Source organism: Filimonas lacunae, from assembly GCF_002355595.1.
Lineage (GTDB): Bacteria > Bacteroidota > Bacteroidia > Chitinophagales > Chitinophagaceae > Filimonas > Filimonas lacunae.
In genome coordinates, this window is record NZ_AP017422.1 from 2289715 (window position 1) to 2308230 (window position 18516).

The 18516-nt window shown below is 43.0% G+C and carries 13 protein-coding genes; 4 read left to right on the forward strand and 9 right to left on the reverse strand.

The annotated features are described in order from the left end of the window. Positions 1-25 precede the first annotated feature (25 nt). A complete protein-coding gene (locus FLA_RS09175) occupies positions 26-1006 on the reverse strand; it encodes an N-acetylmuramoyl-L-alanine amidase family protein (protein ID WP_076382802.1) in 981 nt (326 codons plus the stop codon). 88 nt (positions 1007-1094) lie between these two features. Beyond that, the gene (locus FLA_RS09180) at positions 1095-2036 is read right to left on the reverse strand and encodes an N-acetylmuramoyl-L-alanine amidase family protein (RefSeq protein WP_076382801.1); all 942 of its coding nucleotides are present in this window, start codon (positions 2034-2036) and stop codon (positions 1095-1097) included. A gap of 143 nt (positions 2037-2179) precedes the next feature. Here FLA_RS09180 and FLA_RS09185 point away from each other — a divergent pair, with 143 nt between their 5' ends. Continuing rightward, positions 2180-4810: a putative LPS assembly protein LptD gene (locus FLA_RS09185; protein ID WP_231940411.1), complete on the forward strand. Its 2631-nt coding sequence runs from the start codon at positions 2180-2182 to the stop codon at positions 4808-4810. 383 nt (positions 4811-5193) lie between these two features. Beyond that, complete coding sequence (hypE, locus tag FLA_RS09190; RefSeq protein WP_076382799.1) at positions 5194-6159, forward strand: hydrogenase expression/formation protein HypE; 966 nt, start codon at positions 5194-5196, stop codon at positions 6157-6159. A 75-nt stretch (positions 6160-6234) separates the two neighbouring features. Here hypE and FLA_RS09195 read toward each other — a convergent pair whose 3' ends face one another. The 7 genes from FLA_RS09195 to FLA_RS09225 all read right to left on the reverse strand — a co-directional run bounded on the left by FLA_RS09195 (position 6235) and on the right by FLA_RS09225 (position 16439). Further along, positions 6235-6768 carry a cupin domain-containing protein gene (locus FLA_RS09195; protein WP_076382798.1) on the reverse strand — a complete coding sequence of 178 codons (534 nt, stop codon included), beginning with the start codon at positions 6766-6768 and terminating at the stop codon, positions 6235-6237. 4 nt (positions 6769-6772) lie between these two features. Continuing rightward, a complete protein-coding gene (locus tag FLA_RS09200) occupies positions 6773-8290 on the reverse strand; it encodes an FAD-binding oxidoreductase (protein ID WP_076382797.1) in 1518 nt (505 codons plus the stop codon). A 26-nt stretch (positions 8291-8316) separates the two neighbouring features. Continuing rightward, positions 8317-9027 (reverse strand): Dabb family protein, encoded by a 711-nt coding sequence (locus tag FLA_RS09205; RefSeq protein WP_076382796.1) that lies wholly within the window; start codon positions 9025-9027, stop codon positions 8317-8319. Next, positions 9005-10924, reverse strand: a complete 1920-nt coding sequence (locus FLA_RS09210) for a GMC family oxidoreductase (protein ID WP_076382795.1) — start codon at positions 10922-10924, stop codon at positions 9005-9007. The genes FLA_RS09205 and FLA_RS09210 overlap by 23 nt, the downstream gene beginning before the upstream one ends. A gap of 31 nt (positions 10925-10955) precedes the next feature. Further along, complete coding sequence (locus FLA_RS09215; RefSeq protein WP_144264208.1) at positions 10956-11441, reverse strand: sugar dehydrogenase complex small subunit; 486 nt, start codon at positions 11439-11441, stop codon at positions 10956-10958. Positions 11442-11470: 29 nt separating this feature from the next. After that, positions 11471-12790: a hypothetical protein gene (locus FLA_RS09220; RefSeq protein ID WP_084206571.1), complete on the reverse strand. Its 1320-nt coding sequence runs from the start codon at positions 12788-12790 to the stop codon at positions 11471-11473. Between the two features lie 487 nt (positions 12791-13277). Further along, entirely contained in the window at positions 13278-16439 is a 3162-nt protein-coding gene (locus tag FLA_RS09225) for a TonB-dependent receptor (protein ID WP_084206570.1), read from the reverse strand. 384 nt (positions 16440-16823) lie between these two features. On the opposite strand from FLA_RS09225, the gene FLA_RS09230 reads away from it, so the two are divergent. Together FLA_RS09230 and FLA_RS09235 are read left to right on the forward strand one after the other, a co-directional pair. Further along, positions 16824-17525, forward strand: coding sequence for a hypothetical protein (locus FLA_RS09230; protein ID WP_076382792.1), 702 nt, complete (start codon positions 16824-16826; stop codon positions 17523-17525). Positions 17526-17567: 42 nt separating this feature from the next. Continuing rightward, entirely contained in the window at positions 17568-18122 is a 555-nt protein-coding gene (locus FLA_RS09235) for an acyl-CoA thioesterase (RefSeq protein ID WP_076382791.1), read from the forward strand. Positions 18123-18516: the final 394 nt, after the last annotated feature.

The window sequence follows — 18516 nt, forward strand, 5'->3', positions numbered from 1 at the left end:
ACTGCCTTTAATGGAGCTTGTTAAATTAGTTTTGTGTTGGCACCGGTTCTGTAACAGTGGTATCTGCAACAACCGGTGCGGTTATGGAGGGGGCCTGACGGTTTTCTAACGAAAAACGGTACCTTTTCAGGGCTTTTACCAGTGCTTCCACTATTTCATCCTGTCCTTTTTCACTATTCAGGTAGTCTTCCTCTTCCGGATTAGAAATATAACCGGTTTCCACCAGTATGCTGGGCATAGCTGTAGCCTGTAATACCCAAATTCCTACCTGACGTTGACGTGCTTCGCGACTAATACGGCCTACTTTGCTAAATTCATCTTCCACGGTAATGGCCAGATTAGCACTACGCTCGAAATATTGCTGCGTTTTCAGGGAGTAAATGATGCGTTTCTGGGGCGATTCCGGATCAAAATCCTTCATCTGTGGGTTAGTGGCGCTGTCCAGGTAAAGCGATTCATTCTCGCGCATGGCCACTTCTTTCGCTTCGTTCTTATGTGCCGCCCATATATAGGTTTCAGTACCTTTAGCCGGGTTAGGAGTGCTATAATATTTATATTCAGGCACTTTGCGGGTATACTTTTTACGTTTAGCCCCCTTGCCTTTATAATAGGTATCCATTTTGTAGCCCAGGAATTCTTTATGCCTGATAGGATCGGCGCTGTTGCAGTGAATGGAAATAAATAAATCGCCTTTCGATTTATTGGCCAGATCGGCGCGATTGTATAAAGAAGGGTAGGAGTCATCTGTGCGGGTCATTACCACCTCCACATCGGGTAGTTCCTCATTCACTTTCTTCTGTAATTTCAGCGCAATGGCCAGGGAAATGTTTTTCTCAAAAGAATAGCCGCCGGGAGCTCCTTCGTCCCTGCCGCCGTGACCCGCGTCTATAATAATGGTGTGTAAGGGTTTACGCTGGGGTTGAACTCCATCATTATCTCTGTTTCTATCGTTAATAAAGGAGGTGCAAAACAGCCACGCCGCCCCAAATACTATGATCTTTTTCATGTTCTATGCTGATGCGGGATAAAGATAATACGCACACAGCATTGTTTTCCTGAGTGTTAATTATTTTAACCAAGGTTTCGGTGAATGTTTACCTTTCCAGATAAGCTTTATACCGGAGTACCGCGTTTTTGATACAAATACTGGTTTCTTTCTGGCCATCAGCGCTATTTAAGTAATTTTCATCGGAGGGGGTGGAGATAAAACCCGTTTCAATTAGGATACTAGGCATAGCTGTAGCCTGTAACACCCATATTTGCTCCCAATCGCGTTGTTTAACGCCACGGCTGTACCTGCCTGCCTTCACAAATTCATCTTCTACAAAATTGGCAATGGTAAGGCTGTTATTAAAATACTTACGGGTGCGTAAAGAAGCCATAATTTTAGCTTCGGCCGAAGAAAAGTAGTGGTAACTGCTGTCTTCTTTTTCGCCAAACTCATCGTTGTCGTCGTTCTCCGTGTTCACAAACTGCTTTTTAGCATCGTTTCTGTTGGCCGCCCAAATATAAGTTTCTGTGCCATGGGTAGTGCTGGCCACTTTATAACGTTTAATTACAGGCACTTTACGTGTTTTCTTTACCTTCTTTTTGCCTTTTTTAACGTAATAGGTTTGTGTGGTATAGCCTGTTACCTTGCTACGGTAGCTTGGCCCTGTGCTGTTACAATGGATAGAAATGAACAAATCGCCATGCGCTTCATTCGCCATCCGGGCGCGTAAACGGTTGGCTTCCCGTAAATCCTGCAAGCCGCCGGGGAGCCCCGAACCGGTGCGGGTATATATTATTTTACAATCAGGCAAAGCGTCTTCCAGCAATTTGCCCGCTTTCAATGCTATGGCCAGGGTAATCGCGGCTTCATTGGTTTCATCACCTTCTGCGCCGGGGTCGGGAAGACCGTGACCCGCATCTATTATAATAGTTTTTAATTGAGGTTTTGCAAAGGGCGCAGGAGCTTTTGCACCCAAGGGGGTGAAAGAAAGCAGAAATAAAACCGGAAAAATCAATAAAAATAACCTTTCAGCCTTTTTCAACATATTACTTCTTTGTGTTTAGGGTATTCTTCACAACTCATTTATAATTAACCCCTATTTTTGTCACCATCTAAGTTATGAGCAAACGTTGTAAAGTTAGGGTAAAATATATTACAGCCTTGTCTGTGCTACTGCTATTGTTTTTTATGACGTTTGATGCAAGCGCACAAAACAAACGCAAGCTACCATCAGGTCGTGTGAAGAATACTACCGGAATTGTGTCAGATACTGTGCCAAAACCGGGCGCAGACACAACTCACGCCCTTATCGATTCGGCCGGCTACAGAAGAGATAGCACAGGAAGAATGGTGAAAATAGACACCATTGGCATGTCTAAAGATTCACTGGATGTGCCTATCGACTACACTGCAGAAGATTCTGCCATCGTAATCATCCCCACCCGGCAGTTCTACCTGTATGGCAAAGCATCTGTAAACTATAACAAGGATAAACTGGAGGCTAACACTATTCATTATAATCAGGCAGACCAAACCCTGAGCGCATATGGTGGAAAAGATACCTCAAAAAATCCTTTAAATCTGCCCACTTTTACCCAGGGCGATACTAAAGCTATAATGGACAGTATCCATTATAATATTAAAACAGGGAAGGGGCTTACTAAAAACTCATACTACCAGGAAGGCGAGATGTTTGTGAACGCCCAGATACTAAAAAAGATGGATAAAGATGTGTCGTATGCTTATAAGGCACGTTTTACTACCTGTAATCTGGATACCCCGCACTTTGCCTTCCGCACTAAACGCGTAAAAATTATCAATGATAAATTTGCAGTAACGGGCCCGGCTTATCCCGAATTTGAGGGGGTGCCTATGCCAGTGGCTATACCTTTTGGTATTTTTCCATTAGCCCGTGGCCGTCATTCCGGTTTACTACCCCCCCAGTTCACCTCCAATGAAAGTTATGGTTTAGGTTTGGAAGGACTGGGATACTATAAAGTATTAAGTGATAACTGGGACTTGCTTACCCGTGCTAATATATATACGTATGGTGGGTGGGCCTTATACCTTACGTCCAAATACAACAAACGGTATAAATACACAGGTAACCTGAATCTGAGTATTTTGAAAACAAAAATTCTCAACACCTCTACTAATACGCAGCAGGAGTTTACCCAGAATACCAGCTTTTTAATTAACTGGAGTCATTCGTCCGATACCCGGGCACGGCCAGGTACTACTTTTTCGGCCAGTGTAAATGCGGGTAGCACTAAGTATAATAGTTATGTACCCAATAACACTATTACAAACTTCACCAACCAGTTAAGTTCGTCTATAACGTACAGCAAAACCTGGAGCGAAGGCAAATACAACTTAACGGCAAGTGCCAACCACAGCCAGAACAACAACCTGGGCCTGGTAAGTGTAACTTTGCCCACCCTTGCCTTCACTGCTACCACTTTTTATCCTTTCCAGAAAAAAGAATCTGTGGGTTCTGCCAAGTGGTATGAGAAGCTGGGTATTTCCTATAGCGGTAGCTTCTTAAACCAGGTAGCCTTTTACGATTCGGCATTTAGTTTTCGCAAGCTGATTGATACAGCACAGTGGGGTGCCAACCATAGCATTCCTATTTCTATTACGCTGCCGGCTGTAGGCCCGTTACTGTTTACGCCCTCTATTTCATATAATGAAAAATGGTATGGCAACTACCTGCAACGTAGATATGATGACGTAAAAGATACCGTGTATGCAGATATAGTACGTGGCTTCTACACTGCCCGTGAAGTATCGTTTGGTCTTTCTACCAACACGCGTATTTTTGGTACGTTTAGTCTGGGAAAGGATACAAAGCTGCGACACGAGATAAAACCTACATTCAGCATCAACTACAAGCCAGATCTGGTAAGTAAGTATTATGATACATTGAGAGTTCCTGCAACTAACAAACATGCTGCTTACAATACCACCTATAGCAAGTTCGATGGTAGCGTGGTAGGTGGTTTTAGTCAGGGGCGGTTTGGTGGTTTTAACTTTGGTTTTGATAACTTGTTTGAAATGAAAAAAAGAAACAAACAGGATAGCACCGGCGATAATCCCTACAAAAAAATCAAGTTGATAGATGGTTTGAGCTTTAACACAGGGTATAACTTTTTCGCAGATACTTTAAAATGGAGTGCTGTATCTATGGCTTTCCGTAGTACCCTGTTTGAAAAAATCAATATCACAGGTAGTGCTTCACTCGACCCGTATGCTGTGGATTCTTTCGGAAACCGTGTCAACAAACTTTTATGGAAACAAGGCAGCCTGGGGCGTTTTACGGGCGGTTCCTTGTCAGTGTCATCCTCTTTCCAAAGCAAGAAAACCGATAACAGATCGGATGCACAGCGTACGCCTACAGATAATACGATGACCCCCGACGAGCAACAGCGTCAGCTGGAATATGTACGGGCAAACCCGGCAGAGTTTACCGACTTTAATATTCCCTGGACATTACAAACATCCTTGTCGCTTAACTTCAGCCGTATACGTAGAGCTGATTATTCCGGTTACTATACGCAAATCAATAGTTCTCTAAACCTGAATGGCGATTTCAGTTTAACTCCTAAATGGAAACTGGGCGGTACTATTTATTATGATATTAAAAACACGCAGATACAAACCATGACCATGTTTGTATCGCGCGAAATGCACTGCTGGCAAATGTCTATTAACATCACCCCAGTAGGTATCTATAAATCGTTCAACATTACGCTTAATCCCAAGTCAGGCATCCTGCGCGATTTAAAAGTAAACCGCACGAGGTCTTATTATACGCCATAAGCTATACTATTATTCTTAACCTGTTTATTTTATTATGCAAGGGGCCAGCTTTACAGCTGGCCCCTTGCTGTTGGCATAGTACTTCATACAGATCGCATGTTCGTGCATTGTGTCTGGTAATAAAAAACGAAGCCGCAGTGTGTTACTGCGGCTTTTCTTTTTAGGAGTTTAGAGTTTGGGTAGCTACACAACAGCTACCCTGGTTTTTCTCAGGTGTAATTTTGTCTTATATATCCATCACTAATTAACTGTTTTGCTATGCTAAAGTAATCTGCTATCTACTAACCGCATATGACATTAATCATATCCCATGATGACTTTTGTTCTGTTTTAAGCCGTTGCCGTGCTGCAATTTTGACTTCATAACAAACAAAGTTTCTTCCATGCAATATACCTATTCAATACCTGGTTTTAAGGGCGCCTTACCGGCCAGCAAGGTGTACCAGGATTGTGTATTTGAAATACTCAGCAACAAATGGCTCGATCTGCAACATGATGGTGTAGTGCTGTCGCTGAATGGAAAAATGGCTTTCAGCACAGGTAGCTATATGGCCAATCCACTGTTTTTTCCTGGTGGTAGCATTGGTAATCTGGCTGTGAACGGGGCAGTAAACAACCTGGCTATGTGTGGGGCAGTAGCAAAATACATCTCCTTATGCTTTATCATTGAAGAGGGGCTGTCGCCTTATGTTTTTAAACAGGTTTTACTCAGTATTAAAGATGCTGCTTTTTCAGCAGGTGTAACCATTGTAACCGGCGATACCAAAGTGGTAGAAAAGGGCAGCTGTAACGGACTATATATAAATACTACCGGTATAGGTTATGTACATACCCGTGCTGCCATCGATTATAAAAGAATACAAACCGGCGATGTGCTGGTGGTAAGTGGTACACCAGGCATGCATGGCGTAGCTATGCTGTGTGCTAATGGTGAGGATGGGGGAAAAGGTGTTATGCAAAGCGATACCGCGCCGCTGCACGAAATGGTGTTTAGATTGCTGGATGTATTTGGCAATGATGTAAAGTATTTACGAGATCCTACGGGTGGTGGCATTGCATCTGTGCTAAACGAAACAGCAGAGCTAACTAACCTGTGCTTTGCAGTAGATGAAGAGCACATTCCTATAGCCGAAGAGATAAGAAATGCCTGCGATAGTTTGGGCATAGATCCCTTATATACCGAAAATGCCGGTATTTTGATGGCGGTCGTAAAGAAAGAATCGGCTGCAGCCTGCGTTGCATTGATGCGCAATTGTGCAGGGGGCGAAAAAGCCGCAATCATAGGAGAGGTGCTGACAGCTTCTTCAGGAGAAGTGATCATGCGCTCGCTACAGGAAGAATTGGTTTAATTCGGACAAACGGTAGATTATAAAAACATACAAAGTGGTTGTATCATTCAATTGATACAACCACTTTGTATGTTACTAATAGCTATCGCGCGTAAATTTTTTGATAAGATCTGCCTGGTTTGGATACTCTTTAATAAGTTCTTCTCTTTTCCCTATGGTATAATCAGCCGGGTTAAAGCCGGGCATCAGGCTTACTCCCATGAAAGCATAGTCCTCAACATGGGAAGTCAGCAATCTCGATCCCATCCAGGTGCCGCCGGGAATCATTTTCATGGGATGAGATCCTCGTTCCAGTATATTACCAAATACGCAAAGTTCATATTCCTTTTTGCTGCCAGGTGGATATAATAACAGCATTTCAACGGGAAGGCCGCTGTAAAAATGGTACAGCATATCCCCGGTTACCCGGTGCAGCACAGATGTTTCGCCAGAGGGTAGCATATAATAAATAGCACTGTAAAGCGACCTCCCTCCTTTTAAAGGAGGGAAGCCAGGCAATACATTATCTGGTAAACTGATGTCTGAAGTATGCACTTCTGCATAATAACCACCTTCTGCATCGTTAGGCTGCATATTATACCATTCGATAATCTCTTTTACTGTTGCCATAGAACTATGCATTTTGGGTAACCGATTCGTCAAAAACAAAGCTTTTCAGTTTGGGCGATTCAAGCTCGGTTCTATTCAGCGGACTTAAATCGGTTAATGGCCCTGCAGGTGGATTGAAGGGAGAGCCTACACTTTGCTGGAAACGGAACACATTGTGCGGGTCTATTTTGTTTTTAATTTTTACCAGCCTTTCGTAATTGCTGCCATAGTATTTATCTGCCCAGTTATGCAATAACGGATCTATATAGTTTACATAAGCACCGGTTGCATTACCAGCTTCTCCCATTTTTTCAAAAAATTCATAAGCCCATTGAATATTGCTATGCGCATCACCCGGCTTATCGGCATCCCAGATGGATTTTACTTCCGGGATAAAGCGTGCCTTGCGATGAAAGTAAGCGGTATCGGCTGGTGCTTTATTTTCCATGGCACCACCGCCTAAAGTCCACACAGCAAAGCTGGATTCGGAGGGAGCCATGTTCATATAGTCTTTAATAACATGGGCTACCTTATTATTCATTCCTTTTTCAGGCAATATCAGCGAACGAATATAGGCGCTGCGGTTTTTTACCATAGTGGTGTGTCCATTGAAGAACTCAAAGTCGGGTAATGTCATATTGCGCAGGTCAATATGCAGCGGCTTCATCTTCAGCAGATCTTTCAGAAATTCTATCCCTTCATCGCCTTCCCCATTATATACAGGAGTAAGTCCGAGAACCTTTACATTTTTAGAAGGATCAACCGGATCAGGCTGGTGACCTATATAACCATAGGCAGCCATCTCATTCGGAATCAGCTCTACCCACTCGTTGTAATATCCCAGCACTTCATCTGCCTGCTCTAATGGGTAGTATATCTGCCCGGCCAGCATCAGTTTGCTTTTAGGCTGCTGCATCTGCATTTCCATTTCCACAATAATGCCGAAGTTGCCACCGCCGCCACCTCTGATGGCCCAGAAGATGTCTTTTTCATCCTGGTCTTTGCTGTCCTCACTAATCCTGCGTAAATGGCCATCTGGTGTAACCATCTGTACCGATATCAGGCTGTCTATACTCATTCCGTAAGTACGAGATACAAAGCTATAGCCGCCACCCTGCATAAAACCCGGAGGAGCCACAGTGGGGCAACCGCCACCTATGGGAATTAAGCCTGTGCCGGTGTTTTGCATATATTTATACAGGTCGTTCCAGATCACGCCCATTTGTGCGGTGAGCCTTTGGGTTTTGGGATCGAATGAAATACTGTTCAGGTGCTTCAGATCAATTACTACACCGTCATTATTTAAACAATACCCGGCAGCACTGTGGCCACCGCCTTTGATGGTAAAATGAAGATGGTGTTTTACTACAAACTTCAGACTTATTGCCACATCATCAACCATCGTGGGGCGGATAATAAGCATAGGACGGAGGTGAATACGCCCATTGTCAATTTTAATGGCATCTTCATATCCAGGTTCGCCTGGTTGTAGCACATAACCACTTAACTCTTTAATGAGTTCATTGATGGCCTTGGTAAGCATAGTTAGAAATTTAAATAGTGATTGGTTTATTTTCCTTTGATGGAAGGTTCCATAACATAAGAATCAAAAACATAGGTATCAGCAATCATACCCTTGGTGGCCGGAAAAAACTGATTATGTTGTTCACTGGCCAGGTAGTTACTGTAATCATTCTTCGATTTCCAGAGAATGTTCATGGCTACATCGTAATTAGCAATAGAAACATCTCTTTTCATATTAGCCAGCACACCTATAGCAAATACACATAACCCGGGATGGTTGGATAAGTATTGAATGCAGATGTTGATGAATTTTGTAACAGCTTCATCCGACTTGTCTGTTAACGAAAAATAGATACTGTGCATTAATCGTGGTGGCGCTCCGGGGGCAGGTGGGGTATTTTCCTTACCATATATTAATTCTTTTAAAAAAGAATCATATACTCTTCTTCCGGTGCCAGGCGTCCAACGGTCAATCTCTGTCACAAACTGGCTGTGATCAGTGTCGTTGGCATTGTATTTTTTGAAGGCATTTTCATCTTCAAAAATCTGGTTCATGGCTATATGAAAGTTCCGGTCGTTCTCCAGCCGAAACATGTCTTCGGCCAGATTGGCAATCCAAAACTGTAACATACCATCCGATTTAGATAAATAGGCCTGGCAGGCCTGCATATAGCTGGTACGCATTCCCGGTGTGCTGCCCATGGGCAGTGTGAAATACGTGCTGTGCATCATTTTAGGCAAGCTGCTTTTGTTCATTGGTTACATTTTTTTCGGGAATAAAAGTTTTAAGAATAGCATCAGCAGCTTTAAAAGCAAGTGCCATCATGGTAAGCGATGGGTTTGGTGTGGCTGTAGTAGGGAACGAGCCACATCCCACCAGGTACAGGTTGTCATGATCATGGCATTTCATATCGCCATCGGTAACAGATGTTTCCGGGTTATTGCCCATTCTGTGTGTGCCCATTACATGCCCTGCTCCTTGTGCGTAATAGGTAGCACCACTATTATCTGTAAATATTCCGCCATCTCCCAAAGGTGGGGCTTTAACAGGTGTAACCCCCAATGCACCAAATATGATATTGGTAGCATCCGCTGCTGCCTTAAAGCCTTTCTTAGTATAATCGTCCAGATCATAACAAATTTCAGGTCGTGGTATACCCAGGTTGTCTTTGCAGGTGTCAGAAGGTTTAATGTAGTTATTGAAATCAGGCAATTGTTCTATCAGGAAGCCAATACGGAATTGTCTTGTGAAATCGGCCTGTATTTTTTTGCGAAGGGCATTACCAAAGATACCAGGAGTAATAACGTTAGGATGATCCTTATCAGATACAGGACTTATCATCGCATTCATCTGGTTATAGGGAGCGCCGGCAGGCCAGTTCCAGCCTTCGTTACCTATTTCAATGCGGTATGCAGCCCTTTCTTTTCTGAATATACCATCACGAACGGTTTCAATACCAGAGGTGGATAAAGGGCCTCTGAATGGATATACGGGCTCAGGCATCAGACCCCAGGCCAGGTGCATAGGGTGATCCATCAGGTTTCTGCCAACATGGCCATGGGTGTTGGCAACACCCTCTTTCTTTTGTGTGTTAGACATCAGCAGCAATTTGGCCGCTTCAATAGCATGAGCGGCTATTATATACTTCGTTCCTTTGGCAATTTTTGGTGCGTCTCCTTTGCCACCAATCTCCTGATAGGTAATATATTCTATACCTGTTACCAGCTGATGAGCGTCGTCCAGGATAACCTTACTGGCCACCGCCTGGTAAATAATGTCAACATTACCTGTCATCAATGCTTTAGCCATAGTAATAGTGGCATCATACTTTGCCTGAATAGGGCAGATGGGCGTGCAGTTAGTATTACCCTGGCATTGGCGGCGGCCATTATCATAGTAGCTGCCGTCTTTTAACTGGTTAGGAACGCCGTTTCTTCCGGCTGGTGTTCCCGTAACTTCCAGTTGCATTCCTTCAATGGTCACCTTATTGTCTTTGAGCGCTTTGCTGATACAATCATCCAGTATGGTAGGAGGTATTTTGGCCATAGGATACACATAGCCGTCCGTAAAAGTAATGCCGTGTATATTTTGTTCGTTTACATCTGCTGATACCCCTATTTCAAACTCCGCTTCTTCATAATAGTCTTTCAGTGCATCATAGTCAAAAGGCCAATCAACAGCTTTTTGGTATTGAGTAAACATTTTAAAATCATTAGGCATCATGCGAAGGCTTGTGCCTAACCAGTGCCAGGAGGTGCCACCACCTCTGCGTTCATAGGTGCTACCAAATGGCATCTTACCTGTTTGAATAAAATATCCTTTATCAATAGATTGTTTAGGATTATCGTTGCAGTTTGCCTGGGGAGGTCTTTTTTCTGCAGTTGTAATGTCCAGTACGGAAGGTCGCGGAGCATTATAGTTTTGCTCGTAAGGCGATTCAGGAGTTTTAGCCATCGACATATAGAAGGTTTGCATAAACTCTTCCCGGTTGCCAGGCTCAGGGCCGTCATCATCAGTGGTTAACCCATTAATAGCAATGCCTGCTTCCAGCACCAGCACTTTTTTGCCTTTAGCACTCAACTTGTAAGCCAGGGCGCTACCACACCAGCCGCCACCTACAATTACTACATCATATTGTTTTGTTTCACTCATTGTTAAGCATTTTGTTAGTGATTGATCTGGTTTAACCTATTTTGGGAAGTGTTGGTTTTTGCGACCAATAGCCATAAGTGCCATTGCTGAATCCCATAGGATGCGCACCCATTTCACCCCATACCAGTCCATTGGTATAAGCCAGGGCAGATATTACATGGTCTTTACTTACAGTCCCGTCTGTAAAGTAGACAGCCGGATTTTTTCTCAGGTCGTACCATATACCCAGGAACCACATGTAAATGATGTTTTGCGCCAGCCTGGTAATAGTAAGGTTGTTAATAATGTCTTTTTGTACCGCTGCTTCCATATCAGAAGCGGGTGTATCGGCTATCTTATTCCAGGCAGCAGTTAGCGCATCCAGCTGGGCAACAGGTATCTCATTAGATGCAAGACTTAGCTCTGCATACAAAGCATCACCTACCTTTTGGGTATCCCGCGATGGATGTAAATCACTGGCAGAGTAGCCGGTTAGGGCAGCAGAAAGCCCGATGAACTGATCAAATGTCATATTCATACACAAATACGTTTAATAGGTAAGAGGAATTATTTCTTTTCGGCTTTGGCCGTTTTTAGAATAAAGGTGAAGTCAGAAGGAGCACCGCCCCAGGTAGTAGCGCCGTTATGGCAATTGATGCAACTGGAAGTAACATTAGGGGTGTATACAATTTTACCGCCTTGAATGCTGCCCTGGTCATAGGTTTCCAGTGTACAGTTAGCCATGTATAAAGGGAAAGGATCACCGGTGTCACTGGCAGAAGGATGAACGGGCCATTGTGTACCTACCAGCGTATAGTATTGCCAAACACTTTTAGGATTAATGGCTACCAGCAAGGCACGTATAGAATCATTCAAAGCCTGAGTGCCGGAGTCTATAGGAGTTAATCGTGCTATTTGGCTGGGTGTTTGTCCTGGCTTTCCTGGGTTCCATGGCTGCGAAGGTACTTGGTTCAGGCGCTTCTCGCCAGCTGCTATATTATAAAAATTATACTGTTTACCAGCTACTGCTTTGCCATAATCCGGCACATTATCTACATGCTCAAAGGTGGACCATATCCATTGTGGAGATACTTCTGTTTTGGTGCCAATGTGCAACCCTACAAGTCCTACCAGCGCTTCATAAGTGCTATCTCTGGTGCCTTGGGCGGTGGTAACAGGTGTGTGAATAGTGGCCATCCTCCGGTGAAATTTGGTGCTATCATCCCCTTTACCCAATATTTTCCAGGCCGCTTTTACCATAATGGCGCCATAAGTCTTTTTAGCACTATCGCCTGAAGGAAAACGCAGGGTGTCTTTAAATTTTCTCTGCCCTTCAATGTTATACAGTGTATTGTTGTCAATATACTCAAACATCTCCTTATTTATGGCAATTTCAAATCGGGCGTACTGCCCGTTCTGGTCAATCAATGGACCTGTAAGAAAAGGCTGGAAAATAGCTCTCATGTCAGGCGGTGTTTTACCGGTTTGAAACAAGGATTTGTCTTTCTTTACCAGAAGCTGGTTCCAGGGCGAAGGCTTTTGTCCACTGTCCAGGAACACCTCGTAGTTGTATTTCCAGGTTTCCCATACAGTAGCATTGTCGCCATGTTCACCAATCAATCCTCCTTCGGGGTTCCAGCAAAGTGCAATAAAAGAATGCCACGAAAAGTTGTCAAACCCACGTCTGACAGTAGTTTCCAGCACTCGCTCATTCTGCGGCGGCAGTGAAACGTCATAAGGCAATACAGAACTTAATGTCGTTTGCACTTTTCCTGAATCATCAGGAGGTTTGGGATGCGTACTGTCGCTTCCATCAGTGGGTTGGCCAGTGCCACTACAGGATACAAAAAGGATGGCCGTTGCCGATGCCAGCAACAAAATTGTCATTACATTGATTTTTCTCATAGCGCGTTGTGAATTGGGATTTTAGTGAAAGATAGACATAGCAAGCTTTTGGAGATGCGTGGATGCTCCCGGATGTTTACTTGATTCATGGTTAATTCGATTGGTATTAAAGTGGATTAAAACGGGGGCAATATAGCAGCAGACTTCGATAAGTCATAATGTTTAATGAATATTTATTAACAGTAGATGTACTAATTCAGAATTCCAATGCTGTATCTATAATAGAATTGATTAATAAATAGTAAAATGTAATATCAGAATGCCTTATGATTAAGGTATATTATTATGTTTTTTGGTGGATTGTAAGTCAAATCAACAACAACGGTGTCGCTGAAGTAGCTTGCTTTTCCCAAAACAGGAAATGTAGTCTCATATAAAGAGATGTGTTATTTGTTTGCATTATTGCTATATATTAAAAAAGGGTATCCCGGTTTTCCGGGACACCCTTCTACATAAAATCAGTAAGATATTAAAATGAATACTTCACACCAAACTGCACAGAGTAGTAGCTGGCTGTTTTAGATCTGGCGCCAGCACTGGAGTTTACATTATAAGTAAACGACTTCGTGGCCTGATCAAAACCAGTTACGTTATACAGGTTGGTATTGGTAATGGTTGAGTAGCCACCCCACTTGTAATTAAGCAGGTTCAGCACGTTGAAAATATCGCAACGGAAAGCAATTTTCTGCGTTTTGTATATTTTAAACTCTTTGGCAATGCTCATATTCCACTGAGTACGCCATGGCATTAAACCTCCATTATAAGAAGCAAACTTACCCATGTTATCCTGCAGGTATTTACGGTATTCCGGGCTGGTGGTTTCCAGCAGCTTTAACATACCTGTACGGATGTTATCAGGAGTTTTTGCGTCATTAGGGTCAAATACATAGGCCAGGTTGGTGCCATCGTTGCTTTCACCAATCACATCTTTGTTTACATAAGCCGTAAAGCGCGCATTCTGATAAGCCTGGAAAGAAGAGCTGATAGTAAAGCCGTAGAAAGAAGGACTTAAAAACAAGGCTACCAGTTTGTGCTTCTGATCGCCATCGCTATACCAGCCACTTCCATAATTGGCGTAACCAGAATAAGAAGAAGCTACGCTGAAGTTGGCATTACGTGGGTCACCGTTATCGTAAGGAAGCGCACCAGTGGCTTTACCTCTCGCATACGACAAACTAAAATAACCATCCTTCTGAATTTGTGCCTGTGTTTCAATCATAGCACCCAGGTATTTAGAATTCCACTTCGCATTCGTAAACATTCGCACCTGGTTAAAGTTGGAAGAGATACGCGAGTTAGCCAACACAGGCAGGTAAGTAGTAGAAGAAGTACCAGTAAGCGTGCTGGCTGGCACATATACTTCACGGCCTTCATTGGTAACAAATTCCGGGGTACGTTTCAAATTCATATCATACATGTAGAAGTTATCCCAGGTAGTGTTATAATAAACGTTAGCGCCTACACGTAGCCAGTCATTTATATAATGGTAAAAGCTTACGTTGGTTTTAAAAGTCAGCGGGTTTTTCAGGTTCTTATCCAGTACCAGCACCGTAGCAGGTTGCTTGGTGGTCAGTGAATTATAATAATCTACACCAGGTACCAGGCTCGCGTCATTTTGATAAGCCTTCCAGTCTGGAGTAGGCACATTAGAACGGATATCAATCTGGCGGAAGTCTACACCGTTATCAATGTGCGCAAAAGTAATTGGTTGGGTGGTTAACTCAGATGCAAACAAGCCAGCGCCAAATTTAAACACATCCTTACCATTATTATGTAAGTCCCATATCAGGTTCACACGGGGCTGAATGTTTTTAGCATCAAACGGAACCACATCCGTTCTTACACCCAAATCCTGCTCCAGTTGTGCATTGTAGGTAGGCTTACCCGCTACTATGTTGGCATCCCAGCGTAAACCCACGGTCAGGTTCAGGTTAGGCTTCAGGTTAGTTTCCATTTGCGCATAAACGCCTACTTCAATTAAAGGAACGTTCACCATGTTATTACCGCCCTTCAAAGGAATTTTACGGTTAAAGCGGTAAGGATTGTTGTTGGCCATGTCCACTATAGAGTTATAATAGAAGGCACCCGGCTGATCGTGGTATAAGCGGTCACTGATACGGTTAATGTTATTGTCTGTACCAAATACCCAGTTAAGGTTACCGGTTTTATAACGCAGGTTATCCGAAATCTGTATCACATCCGAAGCATCCCTTTCCGGTACCCAGTTCTGGTTACCAAAAGCAACGGTAGTGCTTGTTTTAGTACCATCGCTTAATGTGTCATTCACGTTCACAAATCCTTCTGGAACCTTATTGTATTTATAGTTCAGGAATTTTCGGTAGGTACTGAAGTTAATTTTAAGATCGTTGGTTAAGCGGTTGTTGAATTCCGTTCTTAAACCCAGCATCACGCCGTTGTCAATTTCTACACCGGTATATTGAGTAGATAGCAGACCGCCCGATTTCAGCTTATTGGGATCCACAAAATGCAGGTAGTTATACTTTAAAGTCAGCAGGTTTTTCTTGTTCAGGTTCCAGTCAAACTTGGCAAATGCGTTAATGGTTTCCTGCTTAATGCTAATAGTGCCATATTCCTGGCCAACCGGAAAGCCCATTTGTTTTTGCATAATGGATACGACCTGATCCAGTTTGGCCTGAGAAATATTCAGGTTTTTCTCACCTTGTAACTGGTTACCGCCTGAATAAATAAAATCATAGGCACGGAAGGGGATTGTATTACTGTAACGGTCAAACGACACCAAAAAATGCAATTTATCTTTTATAATAGGACCGCTTAACAAAGCGCCTGTTTGTAAAATCTCATATTTATTGGTAAGCTTGTTACCATTCACATCTTTTTTAGCCGCCAATGAGTTGGCGCCATAATAACTCCATGCCGAACCCTGGAAGGTGTTGGTGCCCGATTTAGTAATGGCTTTCACCACCCCACCCGAACCACGTCCGTTGGTTACATCATACGAGTTGGTAGAAATTTCAAACTCGCGAATGGTTTCAGATGAAATAGAAAAGGCTGCATCTGTAACTCCGCCAAAAGTAGCGCGACGGTTACTTACACCATCCAACATATAACCTGTGCCACCTGCTTTTGCCCCTGCCAGCGAAGCGCCATTGGCCAAAGGCGATAAATACATCAGGTCGGTGTAGTTACGCGTAGCCACCGGAATTTTCTGCAAAGCTTTGCCACTCACAGCAGTAGAAGCACCCAGGCGGTCTACCGAGTTACGGAAGCTGCTGCTTTGTACTTTTACCTCGGCTATTTCATTGGCTGTTTTGTTCAAAACAATCTTATGTAGCACCAGCCTGTCGCCCAGGTTTAACGCATTGTTCTTTAACAAGATAGTCTGGTAGCCCACAGCACTTACTTCAATATCATAAGTACCTACGGGTACATCTGCCAATGTAAAATAGCCTTTTTTGTTAGTGGAAGTGGCCGTAGTAAAGCCGGTGGTCGTGTTCTTAATAGTAATGGTGGCACCTTCGGCAGCTTTGTTGTCTTCTTCAAACACAAAGCCACTGAGTCCCGAACCGCTGGATTGCGCCAGCGCAGGTAGGGTGCTTAGCAAAAGCAATAGCCCTGCAATGCACCGGTTGATCATGGATAATGGGGTCATAGTAGTGATTTGCCCGCAAAACTATCCAGGCTCATTATAGCTTGTGTCGGTGGGTAAGTGACTTAATGGTTTAATAAGGTTGCCGTAATAGAAAATTAACAGAATAAAAAAGCATTCTGATAGTATAGAAGCATTTTTTTAGTTATTAATCGCGTTTATATGCGAATTACAGGTATAATAATATAGTCTCAACTGTAGCATAAAACCGGAAGGGTGGGGTAGAATAAATACGACTGCTTCTCCCGGAAACAGGGGATATCCATTGGAAGGTAATTACTTATATATATTTAGAAAATAAAAATGTGCAGAAATCTTAACACCAGTGTCCCAACTATGAGAGAGAATTGTTGTAATTTAATAGGATAATCACTGATTGATTTTGCTATGATGGATATACTTGAATACCTGCGCAAGTTTAGACTTGAAATAGAAATTATTTCTGTTAACAGGGAAGATACTTTACAAAAAGAGCATATTTCTGTAAGATGGCTGGACATTTTATCAGAAGAAGACAGCGACAAAAGAAAAGAGAAACTACTGGCTTTATGGGATGCCGCCTGCGGGAAGGAATTTGTACGGGTAATTACCTATCTCAAACGGCATTTAATAGAAGTGTACCTGCTGTTAAATAAAGGAGAGTTGTCATTATTATATGCCATTCGCAATAAAACAGGCTCTATGTATTATTACGAGGGCCGTTTTCCCGATTTAACCGTCCGCGATCAGTATTTGCAGGATAACTGGCACAAAGTTCCACCTGGCCTGCAACGGTTTTACGAAATGATGCACAACGGCTTTTATTACTCCTCCAGCGGCAATATGGGCCTGGTACCCTTGCAATTCCTGGTAAAATTGGGCGATCAGGAGTGGGAAATCCTGGAAGAAATGGAACCTCCACTGGAAATGAACCTGAATACTTCCTATGGTTTTTTCAAAAACGGCATGGGCGATTACCTGGTGCTGGACCTGGAAAAAGAAGATACTGCCCGGGAAGCAATGCTTTGGTATTCACAGGAAGAGCCTGAATGTCATTTGCCATTCTGGGATGTGGTGGATGAATGGACGGTGCTGGGTATTGCGGAATAATTACTTACCTTGGCCTTCCTTTTCAACCAATTGTGTTTTAGTATGGATAATTTTAAGCCCGTATCTGACTCCGCTACTGTTATTGCAGAATTGATGATTCCCTCTTATTCAAATTTTGGTGGTAAAATTCATGGTGGCCATATTTTGTCTCTAATGGATAAAACTGCTTATGTGTGCGCCGTAAAACATGCCGGGGCATATTGTGTCACTGCTTCTATCGAAACGGTCGATTTTCTCGCACCTGCCGAAGTGGGCGAGCTGGTTACCCTGTACGCATCTGTAAACTATGTAGGCAAATCAAGTATCGTAGTGGGTATTCGGGTAATGGCCGAAAATTTTAAAACGCAGGTAGTGAAACATACCAACACCAGCTATTTTACCATGGTGGCTATGGACGAAGATCACAAGCCTACCCCGGTACCCGGCCTGTTATTAACCAACCACAACGAAGTGCGTCGTTTTTATGAGGCATTGCATAAAAAAGAACTGAAAAAATACTACCGAAACGAAGAAGTGCGCATCAAATCGGAAGTGGAGCAAAAAGAAATGATGGAAGTCATTAAAAATGAACGTTGCCTGGTACAGTTAGCTGAGTAAAAAGTTTATTAAATACGTTTTATATATAAATTTTTCAAAAATGGCCCATGCGGGCCATTTTTTTGCAATAAACCGGCTAAACAGGGGGCCGTTTTTTGTAAAAAACGCCAAATGGCGGTTCATCGTTGCCAAAAAAAAACGGGAATTTGTAAAAAATAAAGCACCTGTTCCACAACAGGTTAGCAATTGCGTTTTGTGGTTGACAGGGCTATTATTAACCTGTTTAGGGTAATTCTAACACTTTTGCATTGTGCAAATGCCATTTCACATAACAGTTTTTTATCCTCTTTCCACTTTTTGGATATTCGTTTTACAAATCTGGAACACATAATCTCTCCAGTAAAATACCTGAAATTCCTTACTGGCCATAAGAATTTAGGAAAAGGGAAAATGC

Bases quoted from the DNA above. Each gene is read 5' to 3' on its own strand.
- FLA_RS09175 (WP_076382802.1), bottom strand. From the start codon at position 1,006: ATGAAAAAGATCATAGTATTTGGGGCGGCGTGGCTGTTTTGCACCTCC.
- FLA_RS09180 (WP_076382801.1), bottom strand. From the start codon at position 2,036: ATGTTGAAAAAGGCTGAAAGGTTATTTTTATTGATTTTTCCGGTTTTA.
- FLA_RS09185 (WP_231940411.1), top strand. From the start codon at position 2,180: ATGACGTTTGATGCAAGCGCACAAAACAAACGCAAGCTACCATCAGGT.
- hypE (WP_076382799.1), top strand. From the start codon at position 5,194: ATGCAATATACCTATTCAATACCTGGTTTTAAGGGCGCCTTACCGGCC.
- FLA_RS09195 (WP_076382798.1), bottom strand. From the start codon at position 6,768: ATGGCAACAGTAAAAGAGATTATCGAATGGTATAATATGCAGCCTAAC.
- FLA_RS09200 (WP_076382797.1), bottom strand. From the start codon at position 8,290: ATGCTTACCAAGGCCATCAATGAACTCATTAAAGAGTTAAGTGGTTAT.
- FLA_RS09205 (WP_076382796.1), bottom strand. From the start codon at position 9,027: ATGAACAAAAGCAGCTTGCCTAAAATGATGCACAGCACGTATTTCACA.
- FLA_RS09210 (WP_076382795.1), bottom strand. From the start codon at position 10,924: ATGAGTGAAACAAAACAATATGATGTAGTAATTGTAGGTGGCGGCTGG.
- FLA_RS09215 (WP_144264208.1), bottom strand. From the start codon at position 11,441: ATGAATATGACATTTGATCAGTTCATCGGGCTTTCTGCTGCCCTAACC.
- FLA_RS09220 (WP_084206571.1), bottom strand. From the start codon at position 12,790: ATGACAATTTTGTTGCTGGCATCGGCAACGGCCATCCTTTTTGTATCC.
- FLA_RS09225 (WP_084206570.1), bottom strand. From the start codon at position 16,439: ATGACCCCATTATCCATGATCAACCGGTGCATTGCAGGGCTATTGCTT.
- FLA_RS09230 (WP_076382792.1), top strand. From the start codon at position 16,824: ATGATGGATATACTTGAATACCTGCGCAAGTTTAGACTTGAAATAGAA.
- FLA_RS09235 (WP_076382791.1), top strand. From the start codon at position 17,568: ATGGATAATTTTAAGCCCGTATCTGACTCCGCTACTGTTATTGCAGAA.